This is a genomic window from Pantoea sp. nfd-35, assembly GCF_056892255.1.
Genome location: NZ_CP122403.1, coordinates 1,344,462 through 1,364,258 on the forward strand (window position 1 = coordinate 1,344,462; position 19,797 = coordinate 1,364,258).

Below are 19,797 nucleotides of genomic sequence, written 5' to 3' on the forward strand. Positions count from 1 at the left end.
AAGCCAGGGATGGCATCGACCTCCTCATCTCCCCCCAGTGATCTCTCTTCCCCGACCCGGCTGCCGTTTCAATTTACATTCTGATCTGTCTCGCGCTGTGGCGCTTCCCGATGCTGCGGCCCGCGTTCTGGTGAGTCTGACGCTGGACGGAGCGGTTCAAAGAATCGGATGAAAGACGCCCGCGGACCTGTGATCACACTCAGACATATTCCCCCTGCTGACAGGCTCCACCCGTTGTGGGAATAATGAATGCCTGTTTTCCCTGCCGGAGAGGTTTATGAATTCAGTCCCCCTCAAGTGCCTTGGCGTAATGATACTCGCTATCCTCGCTACGGCATGCAGCCCTTCATCCAATGGTCACATTCCTCTGGGTAAATGTGACGTCAAAGGGACTTACAGTATAAATTTCCCACGCTTTGACGAAACGGCACAGCAGTTAGCCCATGCATCTGGCTGTTTTATTGAGACGGACTTGTCACGAACCGGCGCTGTCCACGTCAATCCTGTGCAGGGAACCATGACGATTCGGGAAGCGGTCAGTCAGGCGATTAAAGGCACCTCACTTACCATCGTGGCGCAAAAACCGGACACCATCACCGTTGAATAATCAGGGCGAAGAATATGCGTAACTTAGCGGCGCTAACAGGAATGGTGTGGCTCTTATCCGTGTCAGCCTGCTACGCCGGTCATGGCGGAGCGGACAGCAATGGCGGAAGTGGCCTTCCAGGAAAGAACGGGCAACGCGGGATGGCGGGCTGTCCCGGTGGCACGCCACGCTCAACAGACGGTCACTTTTATTTGCCGGGTACACAGGAGCGGTGCAATCCGCCCTCTGCCAAAAAACACCACTGGGGCCCGCAGCGGAGCGTTGAGAGCATTTAGGCTAACCCGCCTGAATGCCTCACGGGCACGTTAAAAGGTGAGAACGATGAACCCTGACGCTTTTTTGCCCCTTGCGGGCCAGTTTTATCGCGCGGTGTTATCTGAGAATGCCCGGGCTGTCCTCGCTGCGCCCGGGCTGCAAAGTGCTGGTCGTTATCATCGGCAGGGGCAATCAGCGTTATATATGAGCCCCAGGCCTGAATGGTCTGTAATCGCGGTTTCAGGTTACATGCGGGAAGATGGCTTACCGCGCGTGCTCATTCCGCTACGCGTGATGGGGGCCAGGGTTGTCGATCAGCGGGATAAAGCGCGTTGTCTGCAAATGGGAATTATCCCTGAGCTATCGAATCGCCCCTGGCGTCCCGCGCTGCAGCAGGGACAAACGCCGGACGCCTGGGAAAATGCGGACAGAGCAAGAGCATTAGGCGCCGATGGGATAATTGACTGTTCCCGTATGATTCCCGGCGGTTGGCACCTCTGTCTGTTCCGCTGGAATACAGATAATGCGCCATGCGTTGCGGTATGCGGCAAACCCATTACGATCACGCTTTCACAGAATGGCCCCAAATGGGGATTATAACGGGTGCAGTGCAGCCGAAAACCTCCCCTCTGAAACCCTTCAGACAGGTGAATAACATGAGAACCGCTTCTCTGCTGCTATGCTCGCTCCTCCCATTAATGGCCCTGGCGACAGCGCCAGATTATCCGGGATGCGACCTCAATGTGCAGCATCAGCTGATGGCGGCGCCAGTTGGCAGCATGACGGACGTGCGTGAGGCGCACATTGTTATGCGTGCCGATGTCCTACAGGCCGATATCGGCAAAGCCCGGAAAGCGCGCCAGCTCACGCAGCCAGAAGCCCGCGCGCTGTGGCAGGACATTGCACAGGTGCGCAAAGACAGTGCCCGGTGGGTGAAAGTCCAGGGGTTTTTAAGTGCGGCGGAGCGGGCCAGTTATGACCGCGCGCTGGATCGCGTGGCGGTGCAACTCTGTAAACGCGGATGAACCCTGACAAATTAATGTTTTGATCAAAATGGATAATCTGATTTCACTGTCAGTTGCCTTAAAAACAACTAAAAAAGCAATGCTTTTCCATTTTCATAATTCATATTTATAACGCCGTTCACAATTATACGCTTTTCCACTCTTTAACCGAAAATACCCTACTTTAGCTTTACTAAAGCCTGTGTCCGGAAATCACAGAAAGGATGGACGTTATGCTCGCTATCCCTGCCGATATTTGCGCCCGGCACGTCACGCGCTTTAACCGGCATTTTCCTGCCAGATTGTAAACATGCCCCTCAGAAACTATTTTTTTATTTATGAATGTTTTTAACGAATCAATGTGGTTTGGGGGCTTTACTATGTCGTCATAAAACCGGCCTTTCGCCAACCGCGGCATCATGCAATGTGCCCGGCGCAGGGTACGCCTTAAAATCACATCCGCAGGTAAAATGCCGCTGGCGGAGCTGGAAACGATCGGATTTTTCACAAGCGGAGGTCAGGTGCAATGAAATGATTTCGAAAAAGGATAATATTATCCGGAATAATTATTAACCGTGTGGTTTGTATCAAGTCATAATTTTTTGACATGGGCGTCATCATAACGAACGCGTGCTGTGCGCGCACGAATCTATATTGGGAATGTTATCACTTTGAGAAGAAAGCAGATGCCCTTAAGAATATTCGTCTCACTTAATATGTAACTCTGATGTATTTTACTTTTCGATCTTTAATTCTACATTTTTACACTTTAATGAGATAATAAACTATAGTTTAAATTTATCTGGTTTTATCTACTTTGCGGCAAGATTAAATTAGTATTAAAGATCGTATATACATTTAATTTCTTTATTTTGTTTGTAAATCAAAAACTCCAATGCATAATTGGCTTTGCCAGTTTTAAGGTGTGTTTTTAATTAATTTCTATGCTTTTGTTAAATGTATAAATATTTGTTAAATAGATATTGATCTGTTTGATGATATTTATTTGTTATTGCATTAATCAATTAACGGGATTAAATAGGTATGAAAATTAATAAAGTTGCAGTGGTTTTGATGCTTGCTCTGGGAATGGGCGCAACAGGTGCGCATGCGGCCAATCAGGGACAGGGAAAAATCACTTTCCATGGTCATATCATTGATGCTGCATGTTCCATCGGGAGTGACAGCGAAAAACAAACTGTTGAACTGGGCCAGATTTCAGCTCGACAGCTAGAAGATCAAGGAACATCCAGCCCAAAAGTTTTCACTATTGATCTGGAAAACTGCCGCATGAACAGCACCGACGATGGCAATGGTAACACTGTTATCACCTCGCCAACGGTGAAAGTGACCTTCGGTGGAACGGCTGCAGTAAAATCCGATGGCTCCACAGATAATAATAAGTTCGGCATTATGGGCACCGCATCCGGTGCGGGCGTGGTGATCACCGACGCGTCCAGCGCAATTATTCCCGTTGGCGGTTCCAGTGAAGCCCGTACCTTAATTGAAGGCAATAATACGTTGGCATTCTCTGCCTATCTGCAGGGACTGGACGACAATAATGCGATTAAATCCGGTGAGTTTACCTCGATTGCTGACTTTACGTTAGCGTATGACTAAGAGCTGATCACAAACGTTTCCCCTACCCGGTCAGCTCATGACCGGGTAGGGGAGTTATCTACAGGCATAAACAGGATGCATATTGTTTATTTGCGTTTGACGCTATTCATCTTTTTTATTTGCCATTTCACTGTCCAGGCGTCCCCGATTAAAGATGAGGGGCAGGGCCGTGTTTACGTTAATGGTCAGATTCTGACATCGGCGTGCAATATTCATACTGAAGATGTCTGGCAAGAATTTGTGTTCGATTCACTTACGCCGCATATCGTAGAGAATAATAATGGGCTCAATGAAAAACGATTTTCCATTCGCTTAGTGAATTGTGATCTTAGAGATGAAGATAAATGGCGAAGCATAGCGTTCACCTTTTCAGGTGAGGCGGTTTCTCACGCGCCCTCTTTATTTTCGCTGAGGGGCGAGGCCAAAGGGATTGCACTCAAAGTGACTGACAGTGACGGCGAGCAGGCATTGCCGGGCATACCTATGCACAGCGTTGTCCTGAGTCAGAATGAACATCAGTTTGATTATGTTATGCAGGTGGTTCCGGATGGAAAATTCTATATAGAAGGCGACTGGGCGGGTGCAATACGTTTTATGCTGAGTTATCAGTAAATCCCTTTCTTGCACGATTCGCTATAACAAAAGATAACGTAAATGGGTAAACCACAACTATTACATCGATATTGTCTTTTTTTTAGCGTTTTAATAACGATGTCGGGTTATTGCGGCGATACACGCGCTGTTGAATTTAATACTGACATTCTTGATGCCGAAGATCGAAATAATATTGATTTATCCCGTTTCGCCCGTGCGGGTTACATCATGCCGGGTACCTATAGTCTCACACTTCGGTTGAATGAGCGGAATATCATTGAACAGGAGGTGGTGTTTAAAGAGAAGAAAGGTGCCGAAGAAGTGCAGGCCTGTCTGACGCCTCAGCAGGTTGAGTTACTCGGTCTTAAGCACGATGCGCTGGCAAAGATAAGCTTTGACCATAATGACGACTGCGCTGATTTTTCCGCGCTGGACGGTGTCAGGCTGCGCGGCGATCTTTCAACCTCGTCGCTCTATATTTCGGTACCCCAGGCCTGGCTCGAATATCAGGATGCCACCTGGCTGCCGCCTTCACGCTGGGAGAATGGCGTACCGGGGGTAATGCTGGATTATAACATCAATACCAGCTTCACCCGTCCGGTACACGGCAGTCAGTCACAGCGAGCCAGTGCCACCGGTACGCTCGGTGCAAACAGCGGCCCCTGGCGTTTGCGAGGCGACTGGCAGGCTAACTACAACAAGACAGGCGGCTCCAGCGGTGGCACGACCCAACGTATCGACTGGAGTCGCTTTTACCTTTATCGCGCGCTGCCGTCGCTTATGGCGAAACTCACTCTGGGTGAGGATTATCTTCGATCGGATATTTTTGATACATGGCGCTTCACCGGCGCGTCATTGGTCAGCGATGAAAGCCAGCTGCCCCCCAGGCTGCGCGGCTATGCGCCGGAGGTGAGTGGCATTGCACGCACCAATGCCAAAGTCATCATCAGCCAGCAGGGACGGATCATTTACGAAACCATGGTGGCGGCAGGACCGTTCCGCGTGCAGGAACTCAGCAGTGCGGTGAGTGGGCAACTGGACGTAAAGGTGGAAGAGCAGGACGGTAGCGTACAACACTTTCAGGTCACCACCGCCACCGTGCCCTATCTGACCCGGCCGGGCCAGGTGCGTTACAAGCTGGCCACCGGGCGACCCTCCGATTTCCACCACCATGTGCAAGGGCCGACATTTGGCACCGCCGAAATATCATGGGGCGTGGCTAACAGTTGGTCACTGTATGGCGGGAGTATTTTCTCTGCGGACTATCACAGTCTGGCCATTGGTGTGGCTCGTGATCTTTACCGGTTTGGTGCGCTCTCAGCGGATATCACCCAGTCTGCAACATCGTTACCGGACAGGGGACATTTACAGGGCCGTTCCTGCCGTTTGAGTTATTCAAAGCGCTTTGACGACTTCAACAGCGATTTGACCTTTGCGGGCTACCGTTTTTCCGAACGCAATTACATGACCATGACGGAGTACCTTGACGCGCGCTATCGCAATGGCGTAACGGGCAGCAGTAAAGAACTTTATACCGTTACGGCGAGCAAAAGTTTTACGGATCTCAACCTTTCTGCCTACCTGAGCTGGTCTCACCAGACGTACTGGGATCGCCCGCGTGCCGACCGTTACAGCCTTTCTGCCAGTCGTTATTTCGATCTGAACCGTTGGCGCAATCTGTCCGCCACCGTTTCCGCCGTGCGAACGCGCGATTACGGCCGTAAGGATGATGCGCTCTGGCTAACGATAAGTGTTCCTTTTGGTCAGGGGACGGCCAGCTACAACGGCAACTGGAGTCAACAGACTTACAGCCAAACCGCAGGATGGTATGAACGCCTGGAAAACGGTGACAGTTATCGCCTGTCGGCCGGAACGCGAAGCGGAAAAAGCGAGAGCATCACGACCCAGGCGAGCGGGCTGTACAGCCACACAGGAACGGCTGCAGACATCACCGCCAATCTGGGCTGGCAGCAGAACGGCTATACCTCAGCGGGCTTGTCGATTAGCGGCGGCCTGACAGCGACCAGCGAAGGGGGCGCGCTCCATGGCAGCAGCGTCAGAGGAGGCACCCGAGTGTTGGTCAGCACTGATGGCGTGGCGAATGTGCCGGTGGGCCGTAATGGCATGACCAACCGATTTGGCCTGGCCGTGGAACCCTCCGTACCCGGCTACTATCGCGCCACGGTCAAGGTAGATGTGAATCGGTTGCCGGATGACATCGAAATCAGTAGCGCGCCCGTTGCGGAAGTTTCACTGACCGAAGGGGCGATTGGTTTCCGCCGTTTTGACGTGCTCAAGGGCGCGAAAGTCGTGGCGACTGTCGCGATGGCTGACGGCACTTTTCCTCCTTTCGGGGCCAGCGTGCGCAATGCAAAAGATCAGGAGTTAGGCATGGTGAGTGAAGCGGGCTTAGCCTGGATTTCAGGGGTTAAACCCGACGAGGTGCTGACGCTGTTCTGGGGCGACAAGGCACAGTGCCGGGCAACGCTTCCGTCACTCATCCCCGACAGTCAACTGCTGCTGCCCTGCGAGTAACCTTCCCATGCAGCCTGTCTGGGATCTGAAAGCAAACATATACAAGGTGCAAACGAGATGATGAAAAGACGCAAGGATAGGTGGGCATTACTGTTGATAACGAGTGTGCTGGCGACGTTGGCAGGGCAAACAGCGCAGGCCGCCATTGCCCTTGACCGCACGCGCGCCATTTTTAACGGAGGCGAAAAAAATCTCATCCTGAATATCAGCAACGACAATCAGAAAGAGCCCTATCTGGCTCAGGCCTGGCTGGAAGATGCACAGGGCAATAAGCTCACCAACTATCTCAGGGTCACGCCGCCCGTGCAGCGCGTGGAGCCGGGCGCAAAGAGCGTCATTCGCATTACCGCGTTGCCCTCTTCCGCCTCGCTGCCGCAGGACAGGGAAAGTGTGTTTTATTTCAGCGTCCGGGAAATTCCGCCGCGCAGCGACCGCGCCAACGTGTTGCAACTGGCCCTGCAGACCCGAATCAAACTGTTCTATCGACCAGCCAGCATCACCCCTGAGCGCTTCAGCCGCCATGATGATCAGTTAGTCCTGCACAAAGTGAAAGGCGGTTTCCGCGTGGAGAACCCAACACCTTATTACATGACGTTGCTGGGGATCATCAGTAAAGGCAACCGTGCTGTTGAGAAAAGCTTTGTGCCCGTCATGATCGCCCCGATGTCGAGCGAGACGGTGAAGTCCTCGGTTTCCCGCGATCCGCAAATTATCACCATTAATGATTTTGGTGGAAAACCTGTTCTGCCCTTTCTCTGCCAGGGCTCGGCATGTCGGGCCGATCCCGTGGCCGTCACTCAGCACTGAAGAAGGAGACAGAATAGTGATAGTGCGAGCGTCTGAACTCTATGTCGGATGGAAACACATGATGGCAATAACCCTGATCGCAGTGCCGCTGATATCCACGTTCCCGCGAGCTCACGGACGGGAAGCCCGGTGGGAAAATACGCTAAGAGGAATGTTGCAGGCCTCAGGCTCATTGATCACCTCACCCTGTGTATTAATGCCGGAATCTCAGGTTCAGCATATTACGCTCAGCCCTGTTGCGTTGGCGGCGTTAAACAAGACAGGCGATGTCACTGTGCCCGTGGATATTCATCTCGTACTGGATCACTGTCCCAGCGGCGCCCGGCATTCTGGCACCCCACAGGACCTGCGCCACAGGTTATGGCTCGCCGATCAGCGCTCGGTCAGACTGCGTCTCCTCGGCGACAGGGCCAATGATGATGCGCGATTTTTCAGCATAAAAGGCGCATCCGGTCTTTCTCTGCGCATGGAAGATCCTTTGGGTAACCTCCTGATTCCCGGCCTGTTAAGCCAACCCGTTCCGCTTGCCGAGGGGCGCAATGACCTGGTACTCAAAGCACAGCTCTGGCGTAACCGCGATCCGCTGGAAGCGGGCGAGTGGCAGGCCGTTATCAACATTGGCATGGAGTACGAGTGATGGAGAACCTAATCCGTTTTCGTCGCGCGGGCGGTGGTTTGCTGATAGCGATTGGCCTCACGATGTTCACCGCGCTGCTGCTGGTCAGGGCGAAAGCGGATGCGGGATCAACGGACGTTGTGTTCCGCGGAACGCTGCTTGCCGTGCCCTGTCTGGTCGACATGGATTCGGTGGATCAGACGGTAGCCTTCTCGCCCATCGTCGCCCGGCACTTTACCAACAATCATCAGTCCTATCCGGTCGACTTTTCCATTGCGCTAAAAGAGTGTGACCTGTCTGTCGGCTCGCAGGTAAGCGTCACGTTTTTTGGCGATAAAAACGCCGTAAATCCTGCACTTTTTGCGCTGAATGGCACGGTGGAAGGGTTGGGGCTGGCGGTCAACGATGCTCAGGGTAACGCGGTACTTCCCGGTGTGCTTCAGCCGCCTGTTGAACTCACCGACACGGAAAATCGGCTGGAGTGGCTGGCCCGATTGCAGCGTACGGCCGCAAATGGCGAGGTCACGTTAGGGGAATACAGTGCAATGATCACCTTTCAGTTGCAATACGAATAAAACAGCACCGTTACTGCCGCCTTGTAGTCAAGGCCGCAAAGCGCACAGCATCAGGAGGTACAGCCGTTGAATATCTTCAGCTTGTTAGATCAAGGCCATCAAGCCGGTACTCAAACTCATCCGGCCAGCGTGCGCGGCCGGGTACTGATCAGGGAGGTGATATGCGTAACGAACGCCTGAAACAACAGTGCCTTGCCGTGCTGGGCACCGCCAGGGACGTGGACAAGGGACTGTCCACCCGAGACATCGCTGACGCGCTGGATATTAGCGTGTACAAAACCCGATTGCTGTTGCTGGATCTTGAGAAAGAAGAGCGGGTCAAGGCGCTGCCGCGTGAAAAGCCCTGGCGGGGGGCGGCCCGGCGCTGGGCGGGTCGTTGATGACTGGCACAAGTGTGTGTTCAAACGCCTTCTTCCAGCTTGGGCTTGAGGCGATACAGCAGGCGCTGTCAGACCATTTGGGCAAGCAGATTCGCCTTCAGGGATTCTACTTTCCGACGATGCAAGCGCTGCTCGCCTGGAGCATGAATCCACGGCTCGCAAAGGGATGCATGATTGTGATTGCCGGCAGTAACCCGGTGCTGTCGGTGTTAAGCGGCCTGGTGGATCCGAAGCGTATCCTGCTGTCAGACGCGGGCGAATCCCGGCAGGCACTGATGGAGAAACTTTACATCAAGGCGCGATGCGCGCACCTGAAGGTGCCGGTAAAAAAAGAGGCCATTTACCTGACCCGGCGTGAAGTGATCTATATGCGCGCCTTTATACAGGGCAAACCACACCAGTCACATAGTAAACGTGACAGCGGTATTCGACTGGCTGTGATGAAGAAAATTGGGGCAACAGGGCCGGTTTCTCTGCTTATTCGTTTTCGCCTGTTGCGCGGCCTTAAAAGCGATTACCTGCTGAAACCTGCCCGGTTAGCGCACGGGCAGGCGGTGGAACAGCGCGGCGGCATCCCGCAGAACATCACGCCGACTGCGCAAAGAGACAGGCGTTGCCTCGGGCAGCCGGAAACACAACAGGACATTTTGCTATGTGGACAAAAGCGATATTGATAAAGCTCTGGGCCATTCTGGCGCTGGCAGGCAGTGTGAATGCCCATGGCGCGCTGACGGTTGATCGATCGCGCCTGATCCTTAATCAGGGGGAAAAGTCGATCAGCCTGAACGTAACCAACCGCAATGAAAAAGATCCCTACCTGGCGCAGGGCTGGATGGAAGATGTAGACGGAAAAAAAATCAGCGGTCCGCTGATGGTATTGCCGCCGGTGCAGCGTGTTGAAGCGGGCGGCAAGACGCTGGTGCGTATTCAGGTTCTCCCGGCCATCTCGTCGCTGCCGACAGACAGGGAAAGCGTTTTCTACCTTAATCTGCGGGAAATACCGCCAAAATCGGCTAAAGCCAACGTCCTGACGCTGGCGATGCAGATCCGGCTCAAAGTCTTCTATCGCCCTAAAGGACTGAACGTGGATCCGATGTCAGATACGGTTCCCGGCACGGAAACCCTGACGCTGATTAAGCAGGGAAACCAGTATGAAGTGCACAACCCAACGCCCTACCATTTTTCCTTCGTCGAAGTCAGACGAAGCCTGACCGGAAGCGGACTGGCACGTTTTGAACCCGTCATGGTGGCACCGAAAAGCCGCCAACTGCTCAGTCCGACCGTCAGTGAGTTAGGCAGCACGCCGGTTCTGATGTTCGTCAGCGATTACGGCAGCCAACGGTTGTTGCCGTTTATTTGCAACGGCAACACCTGCCAGGCAGAGAAATCGCGCATACCGAATGAGATTTCCTTTAGGCAACAGCAGGCGGAGCGCAATGAAAGCTAAATTCAGGCTGTGCAGCCTTCTGCTGCTGACTGCATTCATGGCGAGCAGCGTACAGGCAGAGGTTAACAATGGGGATATGACCACGCTGACCATCCGCGGCATTCTGGTGGAGACGCCGGAATGCGTGGTCAACAACCAGGAACCCATCGAGGTGGACTTTGGTGAGGATGTGGTGATTAGCCGAATAAACGGCGTTGATTATAAAAAGACACGAATCATGTACAGCCTGCTGTGTACATCCCTGGCTAAACAGGGGCTAAAAGTCACGATTATCGGCGAACCGGCTGCGTTTAATACTTCGCTGCTTGCAACCAGCAAATCGGCACTGGGTATTCAGTTAATGCATGAGAATGCCGCGCTGTCGCCGGGCGGCAGCGTTGCATTCAATTATAACGACGGCACGTTGCCCGAATTATGGGCCGTGCTGGCAGTACAGAACAACGCTCTGCCCACGGCCGGTACCTTTACAGGTAATGGAACGATGGTGTTTGAGTATCAGTAAGGAGCCAGCATGCACCCTGTTTATATTCCGCTCGTGTTTAGCGCCGTATTCTGCTTGCCGTTTAACGCAGCCAGTGAGAACCCGAAGGCGGATGTGACGTTTCGCGGCACGCTAATCGAACGTATTCCCTGCACCGTTAATAACGGTGACACCATCACGGTGAATTTTGGTGATGATGTGATGACAACCCGGCTGGACGATGACAACAGCAATGTTTACAGCCGGGAGGTTGTGGTTCCGCTGGACTGCAGCTCACGCGATGTGCGGTTGCGCATTGATGGCATCACCTCGGCGTTCAACCCTGAACTGCTTGCCGGTCATCAGGCGGGATTCGGTTTTCGCCTGATCTATGGTGACAGAACGATGCCGCTCAACGACTGGATCCAAACGAACGTCAGCGCGCAGGGCATGCCCGATCTCACCTTTACCGTTCGGCCCGTCAGGCAGGAGGGCGTAACGCTCAACGGCGGAGAGTTCAGCGTCGTCGCGTCTTTGATAGCGAATTACCTGTAAACATGGAACATCATGACAAATCAAGGAGTCAGGATGCCTGGTTATGAAGGATATGCGAAAGGTCGACATCGGTGGCCCGGAATACGGATGGGCAGTCTGCTGTTGGGGGGATTAGCCCTGATTGCACCCGATGTCTACGCGAACAATCTTGCGCTCAAAGGAACGCTTATCACCCCGCCGTCCTGCATCCTTAACGGAGACAGCACGCTGGAAATCAGCTTTGGGGAAAGCATCAGAATTAAAAGCGTTCCCGATGGTCTGTATCGCCAGGCCGTTAACCCGGGGCTGGAGTGCGATAGCAGTAATCTGGCATGGAATTTGGTGTTAACCGTCGCCGGTACAGCGGCAGGATTTGATAACGAGAGCGCAACGGTCGTGACCGCAGAGCAGGCGGATCTGGGCGTGAAACTGTATATCGACGATGCGGCGTTTGAACTCAACAAAGCGTACAAGGTGAATGGCCAGACGCTACCGAAGATAGAAGCCGTGCTGGTTCAACGTGAAGGTGCGGAGCTGGATGAAGGCGATTTCACGGCCAGGGTAACGTTACGCGCTGAGTTTCAGTGAAAACGGCGGGTGCCTTAACTTGAAAGGTGACGCCCACACGGCGCGGTTTTCACTCAAGGCGCCTCTCTGTCGCGAATCCTGTGGCGAAAGGCGGAGCTTAAGGCCTTTTGTAATGAATAGTCTGTGAGGAAACCTCATGCGTTTTTTTTATTTCCTAACCAGCGTGTTTTTTCTGCTGTTTTCGTCATGCCCGGTGAAAGCCTTATTGCATGAGAATGCACCTTTCCCGATTTTTGTGGGTAACACGCAAAAAGTGCCCGGCACACAGGTCGAATTTCATGTCGGACGCGCCACGAGTTACATCGATCCCCATCAACCTCACTACGTTACGGCAAACTCAGGGATTGCGATTTATTTTTACTGGTGCACACAAAGTGGTGGCAGTTGTGCAGGCCCCGGGAATACCAGTGTGCCACCCGAAAATATCATTGCTCGCGGGGAAGGCTGCCCCACCGATGACATACATCAATTTATCGATTGTCTGCATGAGAAAATAGATCCAGGCGGGCAATATATGGCGACCGTCCCTGACAATGTGGGGTCAGATTCGCGGCTGACGCGCGGCCGGGTTTGTTTACGCTATCTCAATGATGTTAATTCGGTGCTCGGCACAACGTTTACCTCCAGTTATAACTCTTGCAAGTTATCGCCGCCGACCCAAACCTGGTGCGCGATGGAAACTCCTAATGTGGATATCGATTTTGGCATAGTCCATGTGGGAGAGGCTGAAGGACAGTCGCGGGAAAAGGATATCAGCGTGTATTGCTCGGGACCGGCCAACTATATTATCGATCTGACAAGTGAAGATTCCTCTGTCCCTTTAAGTAACGGCATGAAAGCCGAATTAACTATCGATGGGCAGTTGATACAATCCCAAAGGCTGGTTTCAACGGAGCAAGGCTCAACGACTTATAAGCTGCAAGCGGAATTGAAGGGGCAACCTGTGGCAGGGGCTTTTAACAGTACAGCAATACTGTTTATTTCCTACCCGTAATCGTGCTGGCAGGATTGATATTTACCGGGCCTGACAGGGCACAATGTTGAACGGGCCATTCTGGTCGGATCTAAACGCCTGTGGGAAGCCAGGCCTGTTAATCATCGCCCTCTGAGTCAGGATTACAGGGGGGAACTGTTTTCACGTTGAATGCGCCCACTCATGGGCGCTGCATTTTAACCACGCAGTGAGACTGAGATGTCAGCTAAATCCCTGGCGATCCCCGCCATCCTGTTGGGCAACGTTATGCAGAACCATGGCGGCGGCCCCAAATGCGACGGTATCCGTGGCGGAGATATCCGGCAGGCAGATCTCGGGTTGCACGACACGGCTGCCCTTTAAGCTATCCAGCCTGGAGAAGTCGAGCCAGACCGCGAGCCGTTCACGAACGCTTTGAGGCAGTGTTCCCCCCACATAGATCGCCGCAGGGGCAAGAACAGCGTTCAGCATAAAGCCCAGACGGGCGATTTCCGGGCCTGTTCGTTCGATCCATTCGTCGAGAACGCTGACGTTTTCAGTAAGGAATCGCTGCCAGATGTCTTGTGAGCGCCCATCCGGTATCTGGCCGAGGCGATGCTGACACCACGCCGCAAGGTCAGTAAAGGAGGGGCGGGGCCTGTCGAGTGGCAGTAACAGACCAATTTCGCCCGCGTTGCCAAGATGACCGCGATAACGCTGTCTACTCAAAATAATGCCGCTGCCGACGCCTTCTGACAGATAGAGATAGAGAAAGTCTTCATGATTAGCCGCATTACCCAGTGCCATTTCACCCATCGCTGCAGCATTGGCATCATTCTCAATTAACACCGGACAGCCCAGCGCCTGCTGAATGGACTCGAACAGTCCGGGTTCATCCCAGGAAAGCACCTCGGGAGCCAGATGAAGGGGAGCAACGCCCCGCTGGAATCGCGTGGGCATGGCAATGCCTGCACCAATCACTAAAGTATCCGGAATGTGGTTTCTCTCAAGCAGGGCTCTGTGCCCTTTCTGAATCGCTGACCGGGCCGTGGCGAAGGTATCGTAAAGGCCGCGCAGCTCAATTTCGTCAACCCGCTTCCCCGTGAAATCAAGCAGCATCAGCGTAATGGAGAAGCGGCTGGCATGAACTCCAACGGCATAACCAATGGCGGAATTCAGCGTGAGATCAATGTGCGGAGCGCCCCGGCCAGACGGGCGACGCGCCCCTTCGACGATGATCCCTCGCCTGATGAGATCGCGGGTCATCATGCTGACGGCCGCCGCTGTTACGCCACAGCCCTCGGCGAGCTCGGCACGCGATGCGGCGTGGTTGCGACGCAGATAACGCAGCACCGCAGACTGCGTTGTACCGATTCCTTCCCAATGCTTCGATGAAGTCAATGCCGCTTCTCCCTGTCGTTGTCGCGTGGTCATGAACCTGTCATTTAAATAAATTAACTTACTTAAATAATAGGTACAACGGGAATAAAAACCATGTCGAAAAAACGCACTCTCCTGGCAAGCGTAATGATTTCCGCGCTCTGTGTCGGCATTGCCCATGCCGAAGAGATCACCATCAAACTCTCCACGCTTGCTGAGCGCAGCGCACCCAACCGCATCACCAATATTGAAGATGCCGCCGACATCATGAACAAGCAATTCAAGGCTGCGGGTGTCGATAAACATATTGTGATTCAGGCCAACAGCAGTGCGGTCAAAGGCTGGGACGACTTCGCGATGGACATGCTGAAGGCGATGTCCGTCGGGCAGGGGCCCGATATCTATGTGCTGCCTCATGAGTGGATTGGCCAGTTTGCTAAGGACGGTTATGCCTTGCAAATGAACGATAAGATCGCTGCTGCGCCGTGGGTCTACAGCGATATCCTGCCTGTGCTGTGGGATGCAGCAAAAGCAAACGATGGCAAGATTTATGGCATACCGCAGGATGCCGAAATACGCATGTTTTTCTACAACAAAGATATGTTGAGAAAAATCGGCAAGGATGAAGCTTTTATTAACGCTATCCCTGCCAGGGTGGAATCCGGTGATTTTACGCTTGACGATCTGACTGCGCTGGCCAAAGAGGTCGTGGACGGTAAAGCGGCCCAGTATGGCATGCTGCACCGCCCGAACGTGGGTATTGATTATCTTATGGTTTTTCAGTCATACGGCGTGAAATTTATGGATGAGAAGACCGGCAAACTCATCTTCCCCAAAGCGGAAATGGCCGACGCCCTTGGCTGGTATGCGCGTAATGCTAAGCAGGGCGTTACGCCTGTCGATAATACGGCGATGAGCTGGGATGCCATTCAGGGTGCGTTCAAGCAGGAGAAGGCGTTTATTTTCCACCAGGGCGTTTGGGCGGTAGCCTGGCAACTGGGTGACAAAAATGGGGCCGTCTGGCCGTCGGACAAAGACGGTTATTTTCATAAGATAGGCTGGATTCCTGCTCCCGCGGCCAAAAAGGGCGGCCAGCCCTCAAACCTGTCGCATCCGCTTCTCTATACGGTGAATGCCAAAAGTAAAAATGCCGACATCGCTGCCGAACTCGTGGCACTGGCAACGTTGCCCTATTTTAACAACGAACATGCCGTAACCTCCTATCACACCGCCATCAGCAACGCGCAAACGGCGATGCCGAAATACCGGGATAACTGGGTGTTGTCTGCTGCCTCGCCCATGATGGCGCATGCGAAGTTCGTGCCCAATCAGACGCAGTTTGGCAGCTACAACAAGGTACTGTTCAGCGGCCTTCAGGCCGTGGAAACAGGGAAAATGACCGCAAAACAGGCCGTGGATTTTATCGCTGAAGAGTTAGAACTGCAGTTCGGCGACGATATAGAAATCCGTTCGTCCGTTGCCAGCAAATAGGGTTTAGCCCGCCCAATGCGATCGTTAATATTGAGGGAGGTGAGATGATGTCGCAGTTCCAGCCTCGGGCGCACCGGCCCGCCCGGCCCGTCTTCTATCTCGCGCCCGCTATCGCGCTGTTGGTCGTTTTTTTCCTTGCGCCCATCATCGTCAATACCGTTATCGCCTTTACCGATATGGGCGCGAATCTTCGGGTCGGTCAATTTACACTGCATAACTTTGAGCGGATTGTGTCGCGTGATGCGCGTATTCCTGGCGTGCTACTAACAACGCTGATTTATGTAACGGCGACGCTGTTTCTTTTCAATGTCGGGCTGGGTGCGCTGCTGGCTATCACATCAACGGCAATCCCTGACCGACTCGGGAATCTGTTTCGCGGTCTCTGGCTTTTGCCGCGCATGTCACCGGCCGTGCTCTACAGCATTCTGTGGATATGGGTGGCCGATCCCACGCCGTCCGGTTTGCTTAATCAGATAACGGGTTCCTTCGGGTTGCAGCCGATGAATCTGCGCAATGATTTCCCCTTGTTTCTGATCGTGGTGGCAAATGGCCTGGTCGGCGCATCCTTTGCCATGGTCATTCTGACGTCAGCGATTCGTTCCATCCCTTCACATCTTGCCAATGCGGCACGGATAGATGGGGCGAGCGAGTGGGGCGTGCTGCGTTATGTTGTGGCCCCCGCGCTGTCTCAGCCCATTCGATTTATTACGATCTATCAGGGGCTCTCCCTGATGACGACCTACGAATACATTCTGCTCATCACCGGGGGCGGTCCCGTTTACGACTCCACACCTTATGCGCTCTATATCTACCGTCGTGCCTTTGAAAATGGTGCTTATGCCTATGGTGCGGCCCTGGCGCTGGGTTTGATGGTGATCGGCGTCGCCGCGACCTTAATACAGTGGCGTGTCAGCAATATGCGCGCGACATTCGCCGCGCCGAAAATCGAGGTATTGTGATGTCACGCGTGCAAACCACATCGGTTGCCACATCGAAATGGGCCCGTCTTGAACGCAGAGGCACCGTCAATCGTGTCGGCTTCCTTTCTGTGGTCATTCTCTTCCTGACGCTGATTTCGGTTCCGATCCTGCTGCCTTACCTCTGGCTTCTTGCGAAATCCCTGACCACCTCTGATGCGTCTATCAGTCGGCTTGTTCTTTGGCGCACCAGCGCCATTGCGGGCGTGGCTTATCTCGGCGCGATCGTGCTTGCTTTTATGGCAGAGCGCTTGCGCAGGCCGGTATTGTCCTGGAGTGCGCTCGGCATCATCGTGCTGCTCCTCGTGATGATCTTTCTGATGCCCTATCTGACGTTGCACAACTACCGGTTTCTCTGGCTGCGGGATATCGCGAATACCGGCACAACGCGTGTGGATCTGATGCCGTCGGTCTGGACGGCACTGGGCAGCTCCCTGATCTTTGCCGTCTCTCAGACGCTGATTGTGACGATCGTCGCCACGCCAGCAGCCTACGCGCTATCCCGCTTTGCCTTTGCCGGCCGGGAAAATTTTCTTCGCGGTTTGCTGCTGTTACATGCTTTCCCCGCGCTGGCACTCACCATCGCCATCTTTATCCAGCTCCATTATATGGGCCTGCTCAACCATCTCTCCGGCGTGGTGATGGTCATGAGTGCGCTGGAACTGCCCTATGCGATCTTTGTTCTTAAAGGCTTTTTTGACGGCGTGCCCTGGGATATTGAGATGAGTGCGGTGACTGATGGTGCCACCCGTTTTCAGGCCTTACGCATGGTGGTGTTGCCCCAGGTGCGTAGCGGACTGATTGCGATCGCCACCTTTACCTTTCTGCGCGGTTGGGAGGAGTACGTCTTTGTTCAGACGTTACTCATCGACAAAAGCCAGATGACGATGAGCCTCTACCTCTTCTTTGTTGCACAGGACAATACCGGCGCGGATTACGGCATGATCGCCGCCGTCGGCATTATTTACCTGCTCCCCGTGCTCGTTCTCTACACCTTCACGCAGAAATACATCACCCAAATGAGTTTTGGCGGTATTAAGGGATAATTGTCATGGCCTCGATCACTCTCAACAATGTCACCAAAAACTGGGGCGAGACCCAGGTCCTGAAACCGATCAATCTTACCATTGAGAACGGCGAATTCGTCGCCATCCTCGGGCCATCTGGATGTGGTAAATCAACGACGCTGTTTCTGCTGGCGGGGCTTTATGCGCCAAGCAGTGGTGAGATCGCGTTTGACGGGCACAATGTCAATCGCATTGATGCCCGCGATCGTAATGTCGGTATCGTCTTTCAGTCTTATGCGCTTTACCCGAATTTGACGGTGCGTGAGAACATCGCGTTTCCGTTGCGCTTTAAAAAATTAGATAGAGATCAAATCGCCAGGCGCGTGGAAGAAGCGGCCAGTCTTGTACAAATCAGCGCACTACTCGATCGACGTCCGTCGCAGCTTTCAGGTGGGCAGCAGCAGCGCGTGGCGCTGGCTCGCGCCCTGGTCAAGGAACCGAATATCCTGTTACTTGACGAACCCCTTTCTAACCTTGATGCAACACTCCGTATCACCATGCGGACAGAGCTTAAGAATCTTCAGAAACGTCTTGGCTTCACCACCTTGATCGTCACTCATGACCAGATGGAAGCCATCACCATGGCCGATCGGATTATCTGTATGAATCAGGGCGAAATCGTCCAGATCGGTACGCCCGAGGATCTTTACCGACGTCCTGACGATCTCTTTGTGGCAGGATTTATCGGCTCGCCGCCCATGAATCTGGTGAAGGGGCAAGCCCTGGGGCGCTTCCTGCAACTGGGACAAATGTCACTCGAACTGAATCACGGATACGATGGCCCCGTCTGTTTTGGTCTGCGTCCAGAGGATATCAGCCTGGTTGCCCCTGATGATGCGCCGCTATGTGGAGAGGTGATGACCGTTGAGCCGATGGGACGCGAAGTGTTTTACACGATCGACACGCCAGCCGGCAGGCTCCATGCACTGGAATACGGTGAAGCAGTGCGTCATGCGCCCGGTTCCCGAATCGGTATCGCATGCCAATCCGCGCTGACACTGATTTTTAATTTGTCCGGTAAACGCATCGTCGATCTTCATGCCAACCTCTCCGTATTCTGCCATCCCGGCAAACATGTCCATGCTGCCAGCTAACAGGAAATTACCCTAATGACCCGAATCGTCTCACATCGTGGCGCCAACCATTTTGCGCCAGAGAACACCTTCTTTTCCGCAGACCTGGCGCTGGAACAGGGGGCTGATTACATTGAGCTGGATGTGCGAGAAAGTGCCGATGGTGTGCTCTACGTTATCCATGATGAAACGCTGGATCGTACCACTAACGGCACCGGCCCTGTGGGTCATGCCTTATCGCGCGATATTGATGCGCTGGATGCGGGAAGCGGGTTCGACGAGCGCTTTAAAGGTGCCATGGTGCCGCGGCTTGATGCTTATCTTGAACATCTGCGCGGTCGCGCGGGCGTTTATATCGAGCTGAAATACTGCGATCCGGTTAAAGTAGCTGCATTGGTACGGGATCTCGGTATGGTCCGCGACACGTTCTTCTTTTCGTTTTCCGAGGAAATGCGCCGCGGTCTTCAGGCCGCCGCGCCGGACTTTCGTAAAATGATCACCCTTGATATCGCGATGTCGCCCTCTCTTGTGAGAACCGTCCATCATGCATCGCTCATTGAGTTGAGCGTAGAACAGATGCGTAATCGAGCCATCCTTGAAGCGAGCCGTCAGGCCGAGCTTGAAATCATGGTTTATTACGGTGGTGACGACATAGCAATTCATCAGGAAATCGCGGCGGCGGGCGTCGATTATATTAACCTTAATCGGCCGGATATTTTTAGTACAATACGTAATCAAACAGCCATGTAATATGATCGAATAGCGCACCTGAAGGTGTTTTTCATTGGGAAGCACCTTTAGAACGTCGAAGCAAAATACTGCTTTGAAATCAAAA

Annotated in this window: 22 protein-coding genes; 21 read left to right on the top strand and 1 reads right to left on the bottom strand. The window is 53.4% G+C overall.

Annotation, left to right across the window (positions count from 1 at the left end):
* Window positions 1–277: 277 nt before the first annotated feature.
* From P9J57_RS06405 to P9J57_RS06480, 16 genes are all read left to right on the top strand, one after another.
* A complete protein-coding gene (locus P9J57_RS06405; protein ID WP_015699794.1) occupies window positions 278–607 on the top strand; it encodes an STN domain-containing protein in 330 nt (109 codons plus the stop codon).
* A gap of 321 nt (window positions 608–928) precedes the next feature.
* On the top strand, window positions 929–1,462 hold the full coding sequence (locus P9J57_RS06410; protein WP_029571443.1) for an RES family NAD+ phosphorylase: 534 nt from the start codon (window positions 929–931) through the stop codon (window positions 1,460–1,462).
* A 56-nt stretch (window positions 1,463–1,518) separates the two neighbouring features.
* Window positions 1,519–1,887, top strand: coding sequence for a hypothetical protein (locus P9J57_RS06415; RefSeq protein ID WP_015699796.1), 369 nt, complete (start codon window positions 1,519–1,521; stop codon window positions 1,885–1,887).
* Window positions 1,888–2,910: 1,023 nt separating this feature from the next.
* Window positions 2,911–3,486, top strand: coding sequence for a fimbrial protein (locus tag P9J57_RS06420; protein ID WP_013026604.1), 576 nt, complete (start codon window positions 2,911–2,913; stop codon window positions 3,484–3,486).
* 75 nt (window positions 3,487–3,561) lie between these two features.
* Entirely contained in the window at window positions 3,562–4,098 is a 537-nt protein-coding gene (locus P9J57_RS06425; protein ID WP_014605327.1) for a fimbrial protein, read from the top strand.
* Window positions 4,099–4,140: 42 nt separating this feature from the next.
* Window positions 4,141–6,615, top strand: a complete 2,475-nt coding sequence (locus P9J57_RS06430; RefSeq protein ID WP_483279431.1) for a fimbria/pilus outer membrane usher protein — start codon at window positions 4,141–4,143, stop codon at window positions 6,613–6,615.
* Window positions 6,616–6,672: 57 nt separating this feature from the next.
* Window positions 6,673–7,422, top strand: a complete 750-nt coding sequence (locus tag P9J57_RS06435; RefSeq protein WP_457196910.1) for a fimbrial biogenesis chaperone — start codon at window positions 6,673–6,675, stop codon at window positions 7,420–7,422.
* A 58-nt stretch (window positions 7,423–7,480) separates the two neighbouring features.
* A complete protein-coding gene (locus P9J57_RS06440; RefSeq protein WP_217268014.1) occupies window positions 7,481–8,059 on the top strand; it encodes a fimbrial protein in 579 nt (192 codons plus the stop codon).
* Complete coding sequence (locus tag P9J57_RS06445; RefSeq protein ID WP_014594227.1) at window positions 8,059–8,613, top strand: fimbrial protein; 555 nt, start codon at window positions 8,059–8,061, stop codon at window positions 8,611–8,613. The genes P9J57_RS06440 and P9J57_RS06445 overlap by 1 nt, the downstream gene beginning before the upstream one ends.
* A 161-nt stretch (window positions 8,614–8,774) precedes the next feature.
* Window positions 8,775–8,993, top strand: coding sequence for a FaeA/PapI family transcriptional regulator (locus tag P9J57_RS06450; protein ID WP_457196907.1), 219 nt, complete (start codon window positions 8,775–8,777; stop codon window positions 8,991–8,993).
* Window positions 8,993–9,667, top strand: coding sequence for a hypothetical protein (locus P9J57_RS06455; RefSeq protein WP_014605331.1), 675 nt, complete (start codon window positions 8,993–8,995; stop codon window positions 9,665–9,667). Before P9J57_RS06450 ends, P9J57_RS06455 begins: the two co-directional genes overlap by 1 nt.
* The gene (locus P9J57_RS06460) at window positions 9,646–10,440 is read left to right on the top strand and encodes a fimbria/pilus periplasmic chaperone (protein ID WP_014594226.1); all 795 of its coding nucleotides are present in this window, start codon (window positions 9,646–9,648) and stop codon (window positions 10,438–10,440) included. Before P9J57_RS06455 ends, P9J57_RS06460 begins: the two co-directional genes overlap by 22 nt.
* Complete coding sequence (locus P9J57_RS06465) at window positions 10,430–10,942, top strand: fimbrial protein (protein WP_126843463.1); 513 nt, start codon at window positions 10,430–10,432, stop codon at window positions 10,940–10,942. Before P9J57_RS06460 ends, P9J57_RS06465 begins: the two co-directional genes overlap by 11 nt.
* A gap of 9 nt (window positions 10,943–10,951) precedes the next feature.
* The gene (locus P9J57_RS06470; RefSeq protein WP_072138911.1) at window positions 10,952–11,455 is read left to right on the top strand and encodes a fimbrial protein; all 504 of its coding nucleotides are present in this window, start codon (window positions 10,952–10,954) and stop codon (window positions 11,453–11,455) included.
* An 87-nt stretch (window positions 11,456–11,542) separates the two neighbouring features.
* Window positions 11,543–12,022, top strand: a complete 480-nt coding sequence (locus tag P9J57_RS06475; protein ID WP_233516634.1) for a fimbrial protein — start codon at window positions 11,543–11,545, stop codon at window positions 12,020–12,022.
* Between the two features lie 136 nt (window positions 12,023–12,158).
* Window positions 12,159–13,016, top strand: a complete 858-nt coding sequence (locus tag P9J57_RS06480; RefSeq protein WP_015699805.1) for a hypothetical protein — start codon at window positions 12,159–12,161, stop codon at window positions 13,014–13,016.
* A 201-nt stretch (window positions 13,017–13,217) separates the two neighbouring features.
* Here P9J57_RS06480 and P9J57_RS06485 read toward each other — a convergent pair whose 3' ends face one another.
* A complete protein-coding gene (locus P9J57_RS06485) occupies window positions 13,218–14,408 on the bottom strand; it encodes an ROK family transcriptional regulator (RefSeq protein ID WP_049800811.1) in 1,191 nt (396 codons plus the stop codon).
* Between the two features lie 60 nt (window positions 14,409–14,468).
* Between P9J57_RS06485 and P9J57_RS06490 the strand changes: the two genes are divergently transcribed.
* Genes P9J57_RS06490 through P9J57_RS06510 form a run of 5 tightly spaced genes read left to right on the top strand, consistent with a single transcriptional unit; the run spans window position 14,469 to window position 19,712 of the window.
* Window positions 14,469–15,845: an ABC transporter substrate-binding protein gene (locus tag P9J57_RS06490; protein ID WP_014594220.1), complete on the top strand. Its 1,377-nt coding sequence runs from the start codon at window positions 14,469–14,471 to the stop codon at window positions 15,843–15,845.
* Window positions 15,846–15,889: 44 nt separating this feature from the next.
* On the top strand, window positions 15,890–16,804 hold the full coding sequence (locus P9J57_RS06495; RefSeq protein ID WP_199226579.1) for a carbohydrate ABC transporter permease: 915 nt from the start codon (window positions 15,890–15,892) through the stop codon (window positions 16,802–16,804).
* On the top strand, window positions 16,804–17,868 hold the full coding sequence (locus P9J57_RS06500; protein ID WP_158150814.1) for a carbohydrate ABC transporter permease: 1,065 nt from the start codon (window positions 16,804–16,806) through the stop codon (window positions 17,866–17,868). The genes P9J57_RS06495 and P9J57_RS06500 overlap by 1 nt, the downstream gene beginning before the upstream one ends.
* A gap of 5 nt (window positions 17,869–17,873) precedes the next feature.
* Window positions 17,874–18,983, top strand: a complete 1,110-nt coding sequence (locus P9J57_RS06505) for an ABC transporter ATP-binding protein (protein WP_022623453.1) — start codon at window positions 17,874–17,876, stop codon at window positions 18,981–18,983.
* Window positions 18,984–18,998: 15 nt separating this feature from the next.
* Window positions 18,999–19,712 (top strand): glycerophosphodiester phosphodiesterase family protein, encoded by a 714-nt coding sequence (locus tag P9J57_RS06510; RefSeq protein ID WP_015699811.1) that lies wholly within the window; start codon window positions 18,999–19,001, stop codon window positions 19,710–19,712.
* Window positions 19,713–19,797: the final 85 nt, after the last annotated feature.

What these genes read in the sequence shown, in the direction of transcription:
- P9J57_RS06405 (WP_015699794.1), top strand. Translation starts at nt 278, where the DNA reads ATGAATTCAGTCCCCCTCAAGTGCCTTGGCGTAATGATACTCGCTATC.
- P9J57_RS06410 (WP_029571443.1), top strand. Translation starts at nt 929, where the DNA reads ATGAACCCTGACGCTTTTTTGCCCCTTGCGGGCCAGTTTTATCGCGCG.
- P9J57_RS06415 (WP_015699796.1), top strand. Translation starts at nt 1,519, where the DNA reads ATGAGAACCGCTTCTCTGCTGCTATGCTCGCTCCTCCCATTAATGGCC.
- P9J57_RS06420 (WP_013026604.1), top strand. Translation starts at nt 2,911, where the DNA reads ATGAAAATTAATAAAGTTGCAGTGGTTTTGATGCTTGCTCTGGGAATG.
- P9J57_RS06425 (WP_014605327.1), top strand. Translation starts at nt 3,562, where the DNA reads ATGCATATTGTTTATTTGCGTTTGACGCTATTCATCTTTTTTATTTGC.
- P9J57_RS06430 (WP_483279431.1), top strand. Translation starts at nt 4,141, where the DNA reads ATGGGTAAACCACAACTATTACATCGATATTGTCTTTTTTTTAGCGTT.
- P9J57_RS06435 (WP_457196910.1), top strand. Translation starts at nt 6,673, where the DNA reads ATGATGAAAAGACGCAAGGATAGGTGGGCATTACTGTTGATAACGAGT.
- P9J57_RS06440 (WP_217268014.1), top strand. Translation starts at nt 7,481, where the DNA reads ATGATGGCAATAACCCTGATCGCAGTGCCGCTGATATCCACGTTCCCG.
- P9J57_RS06445 (WP_014594227.1), top strand. Translation starts at nt 8,059, where the DNA reads ATGGAGAACCTAATCCGTTTTCGTCGCGCGGGCGGTGGTTTGCTGATA.
- P9J57_RS06450 (WP_457196907.1), top strand. Translation starts at nt 8,775, where the DNA reads ATGCGTAACGAACGCCTGAAACAACAGTGCCTTGCCGTGCTGGGCACC.
- P9J57_RS06455 (WP_014605331.1), top strand. Translation starts at nt 8,993, where the DNA reads ATGACTGGCACAAGTGTGTGTTCAAACGCCTTCTTCCAGCTTGGGCTT.
- P9J57_RS06460 (WP_014594226.1), top strand. Translation starts at nt 9,646, where the DNA reads ATGTGGACAAAAGCGATATTGATAAAGCTCTGGGCCATTCTGGCGCTG.
- P9J57_RS06465 (WP_126843463.1), top strand. Translation starts at nt 10,430, where the DNA reads ATGAAAGCTAAATTCAGGCTGTGCAGCCTTCTGCTGCTGACTGCATTC.
- P9J57_RS06470 (WP_072138911.1), top strand. Translation starts at nt 10,952, where the DNA reads ATGCACCCTGTTTATATTCCGCTCGTGTTTAGCGCCGTATTCTGCTTG.
- P9J57_RS06475 (WP_233516634.1), top strand. Translation starts at nt 11,543, where the DNA reads ATGGGCAGTCTGCTGTTGGGGGGATTAGCCCTGATTGCACCCGATGTC.
- P9J57_RS06480 (WP_015699805.1), top strand. Translation starts at nt 12,159, where the DNA reads ATGCGTTTTTTTTATTTCCTAACCAGCGTGTTTTTTCTGCTGTTTTCG.
- P9J57_RS06485 (WP_049800811.1), bottom strand. Translation starts at nt 14,408, where the DNA reads ATGACCACGCGACAACGACAGGGAGAAGCGGCATTGACTTCATCGAAG.
- P9J57_RS06490 (WP_014594220.1), top strand. Translation starts at nt 14,469, where the DNA reads ATGTCGAAAAAACGCACTCTCCTGGCAAGCGTAATGATTTCCGCGCTC.
- P9J57_RS06495 (WP_199226579.1), top strand. Translation starts at nt 15,890, where the DNA reads ATGATGTCGCAGTTCCAGCCTCGGGCGCACCGGCCCGCCCGGCCCGTC.
- P9J57_RS06500 (WP_158150814.1), top strand. Translation starts at nt 16,804, where the DNA reads ATGTCACGCGTGCAAACCACATCGGTTGCCACATCGAAATGGGCCCGT.
- P9J57_RS06505 (WP_022623453.1), top strand. Translation starts at nt 17,874, where the DNA reads ATGGCCTCGATCACTCTCAACAATGTCACCAAAAACTGGGGCGAGACC.
- P9J57_RS06510 (WP_015699811.1), top strand. Translation starts at nt 18,999, where the DNA reads ATGACCCGAATCGTCTCACATCGTGGCGCCAACCATTTTGCGCCAGAG.